At 51.1% G+C, this 12,174-nt stretch carries 12 protein-coding genes; 6 read left to right on the top strand and 6 right to left on the bottom strand.

The features are described 5' to 3' along the window. Positions 1-15 precede the first annotated feature (15 nt). Genes yqiA through nudF form a run of 4 tightly spaced genes read right to left on the bottom strand, consistent with a single transcriptional unit; the run spans position 16 to position 2,500 of the window. Positions 16-597: an esterase YqiA gene (gene yqiA / locus OGV80_RS06170; RefSeq protein ID WP_043017640.1), complete on the bottom strand. Its 582-nt coding sequence runs from the start codon at positions 595-597 to the stop codon at positions 16-18. After that, positions 597-1,424 (bottom strand): 3',5'-cyclic-AMP phosphodiesterase, encoded by an 828-nt coding sequence (gene cpdA / locus OGV80_RS06165; protein ID WP_043017641.1) that lies wholly within the window; start codon positions 1,422-1,424, stop codon positions 597-599. The genes yqiA and cpdA overlap by 1 nt, the downstream gene beginning before the upstream one ends. 24 nt (positions 1,425-1,448) lie before the next feature. Then, complete coding sequence (locus OGV80_RS06160) at positions 1,449-1,871, bottom strand: DUF1249 family protein (protein WP_003024582.1); 423 nt, start codon at positions 1,869-1,871, stop codon at positions 1,449-1,451. Further along, positions 1,868-2,500, bottom strand: coding sequence for an ADP-ribose diphosphatase (gene nudF, locus OGV80_RS06155; RefSeq protein WP_043017642.1), 633 nt, complete (start codon positions 2,498-2,500; stop codon positions 1,868-1,870). The genes OGV80_RS06160 and nudF overlap by 4 nt, the downstream gene beginning before the upstream one ends. Positions 2,501-2,705: 205 nt before the next feature. Between nudF and tolC the strand changes: the two genes are divergently transcribed. The 3 genes from tolC (at position 2,706) to OGV80_RS06140 (ending at position 6,178) form a co-directional block, all read left to right on the top strand. After that, entirely contained in the window at positions 2,706-4,187 is a 1,482-nt protein-coding gene (gene tolC / locus OGV80_RS06150; RefSeq protein WP_087051988.1) for an outer membrane channel protein TolC, read from the top strand. Between the two features lie 147 nt (positions 4,188-4,334). Continuing rightward, positions 4,335-5,012, top strand: a complete 678-nt coding sequence (locus tag OGV80_RS06145) for a DUF1190 family protein (RefSeq protein ID WP_286514143.1) — start codon at positions 4,335-4,337, stop codon at positions 5,010-5,012. Positions 5,013-5,017: 5 nt separating this feature from the next. Then, a complete protein-coding gene (locus OGV80_RS06140; protein ID WP_043017644.1) occupies positions 5,018-6,178 on the top strand; it encodes a glutathionylspermidine synthase family protein in 1,161 nt (386 codons plus the stop codon). A gap of 85 nt (positions 6,179-6,263) precedes the next feature. Here the strand turns inward: OGV80_RS06140 and ygiD are convergent, their stop codons facing one another. Further along, the gene (ygiD, locus tag OGV80_RS06135; protein ID WP_043017645.1) at positions 6,264-7,052 is read right to left on the bottom strand and encodes a 4,5-DOPA-extradiol-dioxygenase; all 789 of its coding nucleotides are present in this window, start codon (positions 7,050-7,052) and stop codon (positions 6,264-6,266) included. Positions 7,053-7,199: 147 nt separating this feature from the next. Here ygiD and zupT point away from each other — a divergent pair, with 147 nt between their 5' ends. Beyond that, the gene (gene zupT, locus OGV80_RS06130; RefSeq protein ID WP_087051987.1) at positions 7,200-7,973 is read left to right on the top strand and encodes a zinc transporter ZupT; all 774 of its coding nucleotides are present in this window, start codon (positions 7,200-7,202) and stop codon (positions 7,971-7,973) included. A 65-nt stretch (positions 7,974-8,038) separates the two neighbouring features. Here zupT and OGV80_RS06125 read toward each other — a convergent pair whose 3' ends face one another. Beyond that, positions 8,039-8,215: a hypothetical protein gene (locus tag OGV80_RS06125; protein ID WP_072033368.1), complete on the bottom strand. Its 177-nt coding sequence runs from the start codon at positions 8,213-8,215 to the stop codon at positions 8,039-8,041. A gap of 874 nt (positions 8,216-9,089) precedes the next feature. Here OGV80_RS06125 and OGV80_RS06120 point away from each other — a divergent pair. Both OGV80_RS06120 and OGV80_RS06115 read left to right on the top strand, forming a co-directional pair. Continuing rightward, positions 9,090-9,653, top strand: a complete 564-nt coding sequence (locus tag OGV80_RS06120; RefSeq protein WP_087051986.1) for a fimbrial protein — start codon at positions 9,090-9,092, stop codon at positions 9,651-9,653. Between the two features lie 67 nt (positions 9,654-9,720). After that, positions 9,721-12,168 carry a fimbria/pilus outer membrane usher protein gene (locus OGV80_RS06115; RefSeq protein ID WP_286514137.1) on the top strand — a complete coding sequence of 816 codons (2,448 nt, stop codon included), beginning with the start codon at positions 9,721-9,723 and terminating at the stop codon, positions 12,166-12,168. The last annotated feature ends 6 nt before the right edge of the window (positions 12,169-12,174 follow it).

The following is a 12,174-nucleotide window of genomic DNA, read 5'->3' as shown; positions in this document are numbered from 1 at the left end:
AATTCGAATTGATCGTCAGAAACTGTGCAGTCCAAGGAAATCGACAATCGGGTTGAAATAATCTTCGAAGCCCGTGAATGCGTGGTTTCCGCCCTCAATAACTGTCTGGCGGCAGGAGGCGTAATACGCCACCGCCTGGCGGTAGTCCAACACTTCATCGCCCGTTTGTTGAAGCAGCCAGATCAAATCCGGCGCTTCCAGCGGGTCAATCTGCATGACTTTAAGATCGTAAATATGGCGTGACTCTAGCACATATTGCTGCCCCGTGTAGGGGTTCTCGTTTTGACCGAGATAGTCGACCAGCAGTTCATAAGGTCGGACAGCAGGGTTCACTACCACCGCTGGCAGTATAAAACATTGCGACAGCCAGGTGGCGTAATAGCCTCCCAACGAGGAACCGACAATGCCCAGCGACTCTCCGCCATGTTCAAGAATGATCGATTCCAGCATCTCTGCGGCCTGGGCCGGATACGGCGGCAGTTGCGGTACGATCATCTCAACGTGCGGATGGTGCTCCGCCAGCCAGTTTTTCAGCAAGCACGCCTTCGCCGAGCGAGGAGAACTGTTAAATCCGTGAAGATAGAGAAGCGTAGACATCAGTAGCCTTCTGAAGCGGTATCAGGGTGGAAGCGATTACCCTGCAGACGACGTACCTGAGTCTGCAACGTCCCGTCAGCAAAAAGCTCCAGCGTCCGCCAGCCGGGGCTAATGGTATCTAACGTGAAGTTGGAACAGTGCGGCTTGAACTGCACGCAGGTCGACGGCGTCGCCAGCAGGCGGCGTCCGTTCCAGTTCAGATCCAGCTCCTGATGAATATGCCCGCACAACAGATATTTAGCGCGAGGATAATTCACCAGCACGTTATCCAGCTCTGCGGCATTACGCAGGCTATGCTGATCGAGCCAGCTACAGCCCGCAGGCAGAGGATGATGATGCAGAAGCAGTAAGGTATTGCGCTCAGGCGCATCGGCAAGTTTACGTTCCAGCCATTCTAGCTGAAATTCGCTTAACTCACCGTGTGGAACGCCGAACACCTGACTGTCGAGCAACAAGATTTGCCACTGCTCGCCAATGAAGACGCGTTTAGCGGGGGAAATCCCTGCATCCTGAAGCGCGCTGTACATTGCTGGCTGAAAATCGTGATTGCCCGGTAGCCAAACGCAGGGCGCACGAAAACTTGCGATGCCCTCAGCAAAATGCTGATAGGCCGCAGCGGATTGATCCTGCGCCAAATCCCCCGTCGCGACGATCAGATCGTACTCAGGCGACTCTGCATGTATTGCATCCAGTACGGATTGATAGCTATCCCAGGTGTTCACACCCAGCAGCGTTTCATGCTTTTCGGCAAACAGGTGAGTGTCTGTAATTTGTAAGATCCTGACTCTGGCCTCACCAGCCAAAGGAAGGGTTAACAGGCTTTCCAAATGGTGTCCTTAGGTTTCACGACGCTAATAAACCGGAATCGCCATCGCTCCATGTGCTAAACAGTACCGTAACCAGTCGGCCAGAAACTGATTAATTTGATGCTTTTCGTCGCGTTGATGCAACTTTTTATTTGGATAATCATACCGCGCTTTGAAGCGAAAGATCTGCTGACTCGAACACACTTCAGCCACCCTTGCGTCATGATACAGGCGCACAGTCAATGACGGCAGGCTCCAGTAAGTGACTGCCGGTGCCGTTTGTTCGATCGCGACAAGCGTAGTGTATCGGGTCGATTCAACGATCGTTAACCGATATTGTGCGTTTGCTACCTGATAGCTCACTGTTTCACCGGCTGCGTCATTACGCGGCAACAGGCGGCGCAATTGCGAATAGTTGGTTTCGCACAGGCGCATCATTTCAGGGAAGTCAGGTGTGTAACGCTTCATTTTTTCCACTCAGTTTTTAACTCTTGATAGTGCAGCTGTAACCATTGCAAGGCGATGACAGAAGCCGCGTTGTCGATTGTCCCCTCTTCTACCCATTGGTAAGCCTGCTCCCGACTCACCACATGAACACGAATATCTTCGTTTTCATCAGCCAGACCGTGGATCCCGCTCGCGGTCGTGGCGTCCACTTCGCCAACTAAAATAGACAGGCGCTCGCTGGTGCCGCCCGGGCTTGCCAGATAGCTCAGAACGGGCTTCGTACGTTTAACGTCCAGCCCGGCCTCTTCCATCGCTTCACGTCGGGCAACATCCTCAACGGTTTCACCCTCTTCGATCATCCCGGCTACCATTTCCAGAAGCCACGGGCTTTCGCTGGTGTCAAACGCCGCGATGCGGATCTGCTCAACCAGCACAACTTCGTCCCGCTCAGGGTCAAAGGGTAGCAAGACTGCCGCGTGTCCGCGCTCAAAAATTTCGCGCTTTACCTCGCCGCTCATACCGCCGTTAAACAGGCGATGGCGGAACCGATAAAGATCCAATGAAAAAAAACCGCGGTATAGCGTTTCTCGTGCAATAATTTCTACATCATTTTTAGTGAAAGTCATTGGCAAGTTGTCTGGTTTACGCATTGTGCTGTCCTGAAACCAATAGTGATTAAAATGTGAATTTCAAGGTCGTTTGACTGATGTTTGAACGCCCTTGTGTTAAATTGATGCAAATTAACGCCGTATGGCACGTAACGCCAACTTTTTGAAGTGGCGGATTCTGCTAGAATCAGCAAATATTTTTACAATTTGATCAGCGCTAAATACTGCTTCACAACAAGGAATGCAAATGAAGAAATTGCTCCCCATCCTTATCGGCCTGAGCCTGTCGGGGTTCAGTACTTTGAGCCAGGCAGAAAACCTAATGCAGGTTTATCAGCAAGCACGCCTGAGCAACCCGGAATTGCGTAAATCCGCCGCCGATCGCGATGCTGCATTCGAAAAAATTAACGAAGCGCGTAGCCCATTACTGCCGCAACTGGGTTTAGGTGCCGATTACACCTACAGCAATGGCTACCGTGATGCAAATGGCGTCAACTCCAACGCAACCAGCGCGTCATTACAATTGACTCAGACGCTGTTCGACATGTCTAAATGGCGCGCCCTGACGCTGCAAGAAAAATCAGCCGGCATCCAGGACGTAACGTATCAGACCGATCAGCAAACGCTGATCCTGAATACCGCTACCGCTTATTTTAAAGTATTGAACGCGATTGACGTGCTGTCTTACACTCAGGCGCAAAAAGATGCGGTCTATCGTCAGTTAGATCAGACCACACAGCGTTTTAACGTTGGCCTGGTTGCCATCACTGACGTGCAAAACGCCCGTTCACAATACGATACCGTGCTGGCGAACGAAGTTACCGCGCGTAACAATCTGGATAACGCTGTGGAAGAGTTGCGCCAGGTAACCGGTAACTATTATCCGGAACTGGCATCTCTGAACGTTGACGGCTTTAAAACCAACAAACCGCAGGCGGTAAACGCACTGCTGAAAGAAGCAGAAAACCGCAACCTGACGTTATTGCAGGCGCGTTTGAGCCAGGATCTGGCGCGTGAGCAGATTCGTCAGGCGCAGGATGGTCACTTACCGACCCTGGATTTGACTGCCTCTACCGGCGTTTCTGATACCTCTTACAGTGGGTCTAAAACCCGTGGTGCAACTGGTTCCCAGTATGACGACAGCAACATGGGCCAGAACAAAATCGGTCTGAGCTTCTCGCTGCCGCTATACCAGGGCGGAATGGTTAACTCGCAGGTGAAACAAGCGCAGTACAACTTTGTTGGCGCGAGCGAACAACTGGAAAGCGCGCACCGCAGCGTGGTGCAAACCGTGCGTTCTTCGTTCAACAACATTAATGCTTCCATCAGTAGCATTAACGCGTACAAACAAGCGGTTGTCTCTGCCCAAAGCTCTTTAGATGCAATGGAAGCCGGCTATTCCGTAGGTACCCGTACCATCGTGGATGTATTGGATGCCACCACCACGCTGTACAACGCTAAGCAACAGCTGGCTAATGCGCGTTATACCTATCTTATTAATCAGCTTAACGTCAAATCTGCGCTCGGTACGCTGAACGAGCAGGATCTGGTGGCGCTGAACAATACGCTGGGTAAACCGATCCCAACTTCTCCGGATAGCGTAGCACCGCAAAATCCGCAGCAAGATGCCGCGGTGAATGACTTTAACAGCACGGGCAATATGCCTGCGGCTCAGCCAACGGCCGCACGTTCAACCAGCAGCAACGGCAACAACCCGTTCCGTAACTGATGCTGATGACGGGGCTTCGGCCCCGTCTGAACGTAAGACAACGTAAAGATCCGCCTCTTCTTCCGCATTCTCGCCTCTTCCCGCTTCAATTTCGACCAGTCATCCTCTATTCTGAGCAGAGTTACCACTGGGTCCTGGAAGACATAAATGAAACGGACAAAATCTATACATCACGCCTCGTTCCGCAAAAGCTGGAGCGCACGCCACCTGACTCCTGTCGCTTTGGCAGTTACCACTGTGTTTATGCTCGCGGGCTGTGAAAAGAGTGACGAAACGGTTTCGCTTTATCAGAACGCGGACGACTGCTCTGCAGCTAATCCGGGTAAAAGCGCCGAATGTACCACCGCGTTTAACAATGCGCTGAAAGAAGCTGAACGCACCGCGCCAAAATACGCCACTCGCGAAGACTGTATCGCTGAATTTGGCGAAGGCCAGTGCCAGCAGGCACCTGCACAGGCAGGTATGGCGCCGACCGGTGAAGGTCAGGCTCAGGCGCAGAATCAAAGCAGCGGCAGCTTCTGGATGCCGCTGATGGCCGGTTATATGATGGGCCGCATGATGGGTGGCGGTATGGGCGCTCAGCAGCCGCTGTTCAGCTCGAAAAATCCGGCCAGCCCGGCATACGGCAAATATACGGATGCAGGCGGCAAAAACTACGGCGCAGCAACGCCGGGTCGCACCATGACCGTACCGAAAACCGCCATGGCGCCGAAACCGGCCACCACCTCTACCGTAACCCGCGGTGGATTTGGCGAATCTGTGGCTAAACAGAGCACCATGCAGCGTAGCGCAAGCGGTACCACCACACGTTCAATGGGCGGCTGACCGTCATGGAAAGAGTCAGTATTGTTGAGCGCCCGGACTGGCGCGATAAAGCCACCGAATACGGTTTCAACTTTCACACGATGTACGGCGAGCCGTACTGGTGTGAAGACGCGTACTACAAGCTCACGCTTGCTCAGGTCGAAAAGCTGGAAGAGGTCACCGCAGAGCTGCATCAGATGTGCCTCAAAGTGGTGGAACGGGTCATCGCCAGCGATGAGCTGATGACGAAGTTTCGCATTCCGAAGCATACCTGGGGCTTTGTCCGCCAGTCCTGGCAGACACAGCAACCGTCGCTCTACTCGCGCCTCGATCTGGCGTGGGACGGTACGGGTGAGCCTAAGCTTTTAGAAAACAACGCCGATACGCCAACCTCACTGTACGAAGCCGCGTTTTTCCAGTGGATCTGGCTGGAAGATCAGCTCAATGCAGGCAATCTGCCGGAAGGCAGCGATCAGTTCAATAGTTTGCAGGAAAAACTGATCGAGCGTTTCACCGAGCTGCGTGAGCAGTATGGTTTTCAACTGCTACATCTGACCTGCTGTCGCGATACGGTGGAAGATCGCGGTACGATCCAGTATCTGCAGGATTGCGCTGCCGAAGCTGAAATCGCCACTGAATTCCTCTATGTCGAAGATATCGGTCTTGGTGAAAAAGGCCAGTTCACGGATATGCAGGATCAGGTCATTGCTAACCTGTTCAAGCTGTATCCGTGGGAATTCATGCTGCGTGAAATGTTCTCCACCAAGCTGGAAGATGCCGGTGTTCGCTGGCTGGAACCAGCCTGGAAGAGCATCATCTCCAACAAAGCGCTGTTACCGCTGTTGTGGGAAATGTTCCCTGATCATCCGAACCTGCTGCCTGCGTATTTCGCCGAAGATGACTATCCGCAGATGGAAAAATTCGTCGTCAAGCCGATCTTCTCGCGTGAAGGCGCTAACGTTTCCATTATCGAAAACGGTAAAACGATCGAAGCAGTGGAAGGACCGTACGGTGAAGAAGGTATGATCGTCCAGCAGTTCCATCAGCTACCGAAGTTTGGCGACAGCTATATGCTGATCGGCAGCTGGCTGATCAACGATCAACCTGCGGGTATCGGCATTCGCGAAGACCGCGCGTTGATCACGCAGGATCTCTCGCGTTTCTATCCGCATATTTTTGTCGAATGATTGAGAGTGCCGGGTAGCGGCTCCGCCTTACCCGGCCTTCAGCATGAACTTAATGCCCGATAAGCGTAGCGCCAGCGGGCATACTTCATCCGACCTGAACCGACAACATGCTCAAACTTCCCATCTCAATCCCATCAACAGGAATAGTCACCGGCTCTTTGCCATCCCACGCGCCTAATACATACAGCAGCGGCAGATAGTGATCCGGCGTCGGGTTTGATAACGATCCACCTTCATGATCGAGATAGTTCACCAGTGGGTGCTGTTCAACCGGTCCCTGCCATGTCAGGTTTGCCTTAACATAATCATTGAATGAGGTTGCCCATGGATACGGCGTGTTTTCACCGTGCCAACGCGCAGTACGCAAGTTATGTACCACGTTACCGCTGGCTACCAGCATAATACCCTCATCACGCAGCGCCGCCAGCTTGCGACCCATCTCAAAATGCCAGGCTGCGGGTTTAGTGCTGTCAATGCTCAGTTGCACCATCGGAATATCCGCATTCGGGTACATCTTGATCAGCACGCCCCATGAACCGTGGTCAAAGCCCCACGCCTCTTTATCTAAAGTAACGGGCACCGGTGCCAGCAGGTCAACCAGATGCTGTGCCAGTTCAGGTGAACCGGGAGCCGGGTAATGCGTGTCATACAGCGCCTGCGGAAAACCGCCAAAATCGTGGATCGTTTTAGGCGCTTCCATCGCCGTCACGCCCGTGCCACGGGTGAACCAATGCGCCGAGACAACCACAATGGCTTTCGGACGCGGCAACGTTTCCCCCAGTTGCTGCCAGGCACGGGTATAAACGTTATCTTCCAGAACATTCATCGGGCTACCATGGCCCAAAAACAATGCTGGCATACGAGTTGAAGACATGATGATATCCTTACTGAGGGAGTCATTTTGATACCACCACAATACGCTTATTCGGTTGATGAAGAACTCAGATAACCATGATGAAGATCATCAGTTATTTTGACGATCTAATCCGCAAAGCAGATTGATAAGGAGTTTTATTTGTCGATGTCAGTACCTTTACTTCTGACTTTACTGGCAGGTGCCGCCACGTTTATCGGCGCATTTCTCGGCGTGTTAGGGCAAAAGCCCTCCAACCGCGTTCTCGCCTTTTCTTTAGGCTTCGCCGCCGGGATTATGTTACTGATCTCACTGATGGAGATGCTACCAGCTGCGCTGGCCGCTGTAGGCATGTCACCGGTATTAGGCTACGGAATGTTCATCGTTGGCTTACTGGGCTACTTTGGCCTGGACCGTCTATTGCCGCACGCGCACCCTCAGGATCTGGTACAGAAAACAACGCAGCCTCTGCCCGGCTCTATTAAACGAACCGCAATTTTATTAACGCTCGGCATCAGCCTGCACAACTTTCCGGAAGGGATCGCAACGTTTGTTACCGCCAGCAGCAACCTCGAGCTGGGCTTTGGTATTGCCCTTGCCGTCGCATTACACAATATTCCTGAAGGATTAGCCGTTGCGGGTCCGGTCTATGCCGCTACAGGCTCCAAACGTACGGCGATATTCTGGGCCGGGATCTCGGGCATGGCGGAAATACTGGGCGGCGTACTGGCGTGGTTAATTCTGGGGAGCTTAATCTCACCGGTGGTGATGGCGGCAATAATGGCGGCAGTTGCAGGTATTATGGTGGCGCTGTCCGTCGATGAACTCATGCCGTTGGCAAAAGAGATCGACCCGAATAATAATCCCAGTTATGGGGTACTTTGCGGCATGTCGGTGATGGGGTTAAGTCTCGTCATCCTCCAGTCCATGGGAATCGGCTAATTCATAGGGCGGATGCCACCCTGCTAATTTACAGCATCCGCTCATCCATAGCAGAACGTGAAGGACTATTCCTGTTCCTTAACCGCGCTGTTATCCTCGCCAGAATGACGAAAGAGTTTGTTTCGCGCCTCGAGTAATGCATCCCGATCTTGCCGAAATGCCCGACAATAACGCTTCATATGGCAATAATAACCAACCGCAACGAGTGCAATTAATACAATCCAGTACCAGGCAATAAACATTCTTTTACCCTTAAAATTTAACATCATTAAACATTTAACGTTAAAATTTTACACAACCTTATTCTGACATACTCCTATAGTGGCATATTCCTCAAACAAATATATGATTTCGATCATATAAACCAGCAGCTATGCCAATAGCCAACGGCGTTACAAAAAATAGACCAATATTGATAAACCCATACTTCACAGTAATAAATAAACCCTTAATCCAGGGTACACATACCATTCAAATATATAAAAATATTAGCACGTTAAATAATACACTCTGTCAAAACTAATGCGCCTGTCATCAAATTAGTTTTATCAATATGGTTTTGATTTCATCGACATCATAAGAACATGATAAAAATGGTATTTGCGAACGAATAACCTGCAACCAGATTGTTGCTATTGGTTATGAGCGCTGACTGGGGAGTGGGAGGTGGTCAAAGCCAAACAAACTGCAGAGTAAACCAAGGCAGAGGTCTGTAATCAGACTTCTGCTTTTCTCACAATAGCTATACAATTCAAGTGTTAGTGCTTCTTCGAGTTAAAAACATTTCACATATATATCCCCCTAACACCAACGATAATTTTTCCATATTGATATATTCTGATTTTCAGAAACATAGTGCATCCAACTCACATTTTTAAAAAAATGTCTTTCTGCCCTTAATACAAGAAAACATAATAAACCATCACACATTCCGATTCTTAATACCAAAGCAAATATAGTATTTATATTATATATGATTATTTAATTGGTAGCGCGTCAAATTCTGAATTCAGTACGAGCACGAACATTCTGGGAATATCTGATGATATAATTTTTTAAAAGGCCTCGTGCCTTAACTTGTATATCAAGGATATTTTCATCACTAAAGGAATGTATATGAAATCAGCAAATAAGGCGCTGTTAGCACTGGCCATCACCGCACTAACCTCCGGCTATGCCTTCGCCGATGTTGATGGCGGTAGCGGCAAAATCACCTTCACCGGTACTATCATCAATGCCCCATGCGCTATCCTGCCTGAAGATATTGATAAGCAGGTCGAACTGGGTGAAGTACCTGCCTCCTACATTAATGCTAACGGGCATTCTGATGCGGTAGATTCCAGCCTGCATTTAATCAACTGCGACCTGCCAAACTCAGACAACGGTAGCGGCGTAGCCGTGAGCAAAGTCGATGTCACCTTCAACAGCGACAGCGTTACAACGGAAGACACCAGCCTGCTAAGCAACACTTTCGCCAGCGGCGCGCAGAATGTTGGTGTACGTTTGCTCGATAAAACGAGTGCCAATATTACTCTGGGTACCGCAAAGACCATTGATTTAAGCGCAGGTTCTGCGACCCAAATTCTGCCCTTTATGGCCTATATGCAAAAAGTGGGCGCAACGGATGTCACCGTGGGCGCCGTCGCCGCAACGGCAACCTACAGACTTACCTATAAGTAAGCACGCAATGGTGGCCGGATGGCCACCATCTAACACTTGCATCGACTGGGTATAGGTAAGGATTGCCATGAATACCTGCAAGATTGCGGCCTGTGGATGTGGGTTGCTGTTGTCATTTTCCGCTCAGGCTGTCGAATTCAACCTGAACGTACTGGATAAATCCATGCGCAACAGTGTGGATCTCTCTTTGCTGAAAGAAGATTCCGCAATAGCTCCCGGAAGCTATTTTGTTACCGTTGCCGTAAATAAAAATCAAATCTCCTCAGGTCGTCAGATAAGCTGGGAAAAACAGGGGGAGAGCGTCGCCGCTTGTATTCCATCTGAACTCGCCGGGCAACTGGGATTAAAAGAAAATATTTTAGGTTCACTGCCTGTACAGCACGAGTGTGTCGATTTCACTGAATACTCTGATATCACCTTTACCTTAGATATGGCGAATCAACGTCTGGATATCAGTATTCCTCAGTCGCTATTGGCCTGGAAATCAGAAAGCTGGATGCCGCCCTCAACCTGGGATCACGGCGTGAACGGTCTGCTGTTCGACTACAACCTGTTTGCCAGCACCTACCGTCCCAACGCAGGTGGAAGTACAGAAAACCTAAACTCCTATGGCACCGCGGGCCTGAACATGGGCGCATGGCGCTTACGTAGCGATTATCAGGTCAGCCAAAACCGCAGCGACGAAAGCACCGAAACAACGCGGAGTATTTCACGCACCTATCTTTTTCGTCCTCTCCCTTCGCTGGGCGCCAAACTCACTCTGGGAGAGACAGATTTAAGCTCCAATATCTTTGATGGCTTTTCTTATAATGGCGCGGCTATGGCGAGCGACGACCGTATGCTGCCATGGGAATTACGTGGCTACGCCCCACAAATCAGCGGGATCGCGCAAACCAATGCCACCGTCACCGTTAGCCACTCCGGTCGCTTGATTTATCAAACAAAAGTGGCCCCGGGCCCCTTTGTCATTACCGATCTTAATCAATCCGTACAGGGAACGCTGGACGTAAAAATCACCGAAGAAGATGGCCGCACCAACACGTTTCAGGTTTCTGCCGCCTCCACGCCTTTTCTGACTCGTGAAGGACAGGTCCGTTATAAAATCGCGGCGGGTCGTGCCCGCCCGGACAACTCGCATCACGTAATTGATGATACCTTCGTCAGCGGCGAAGCCTCATGGGGCATGTTATCCAATACCTCGCTGTATGGCGGGATCCTCGCGGCAGGCAGCGATTACCGCTCTGCGGCGTTAGGAATTGGGCAGAACATGCTGTGGCTGGGGGCCGTGTCCTTTGATGTTACGCATTCCAGCAGTACGTTCGATGACGGCCATGAAGAAAGTGGCCTCAGCTATCGACTGAACTACAGTAAACGCTTTGATGCGACCAACAGTCAGGTTTCACTCGCGGCATATCGTTTCTCCGAGCGCGAATTTCATAGCTATGCCAACTTTGTCGCCCATCAATTCAATAATGCGGATACTCAGGACGAGAAGCAGACCGTAAGCATCTCTTTCAACCAGCCGATCGATCCGCTGCGGATGAACCTGTACGTCAGCGCACTGCGCCAGCAATGGTGGGATGGTGACAGCTCCACTACCGCGTCGGTGACCGCCGGTTTTAATTTCGATCTCGGTGACTGGAAAGGCTTATCGCTGTCGACATCCTTCAGTACAACGCACTACGAGGAGAGTGATAACGACAAGCAGGTTTACGTTTCGCTCTCCGTTCCTTTCGACTATGGTCGACGGTTGAATTACGACATGCGTAATAGCAGCAACACTACCAATACACTCTCGTGGAATGACTCCTCCGATCCACACAACACCTGGGGCGTATCAGCAGGAACCGCGACCGACAGGCCGAACAACGGCGCGCAGTTCAGGGGAAATTACCAACATACCACCCCTGCAGGAGAACTGCAGTTCTCCGGAAGCTATGCCGCCAGCGACTACACCTCTGCCAGCGCCAGTTGGAACGGCTCAATGACCGCAACGGGCAACGGCATCGCGTTACATCGCCGCAGCTTTGGCAATGAACCCAGAGTCATGGTCGGGGCCGACGGCGTTGCCGACATTCCTGTGCAGGGCGACAGCAACCGTACAAACCATTTTGGCTATGCCGTTGTGCCGATGATTTCCAGTTATCAGCCCTCAACCATCGCCGTCAATATGAACGATCTGCCTGACGGCGTTACCGTTGATGAAACGATCACCCGTCAGACCTGGACCGAAGGCGCCATTGGCTACAAATCACTGGTATCACGCTCAGGCAAAAATATTACCGTCGCTATCAGAATGGAAAATGGCGACTTCCCGCCACTCGGCGCGATCGTACGTCAAATTGAAAACAACGCAGAAGTAGGAATGGTCAGCGAAGATGGTCATGCCTGGCTTGGCGGTGTCGACAGTGGACAGCAGTTTACGGTGATGTGGGGTGACAAACAGACTTGCACCATCACTTTGCCAGACGCGCTGGATATCTCCACCCAGTATCTGATTTTACCTTGTCATTAATTAAGG

Source organism: Citrobacter sp. Ce119 (assembly GCF_030334525.1).
Classification (GTDB): Bacteria; Pseudomonadota; Gammaproteobacteria; order Enterobacterales; family Enterobacteriaceae; genus Citrobacter; species Citrobacter europaeus.
Note: the sequence above shows the minus strand (reverse complement) of the source record. Positions and strands in the feature narration are given on the sequence as shown.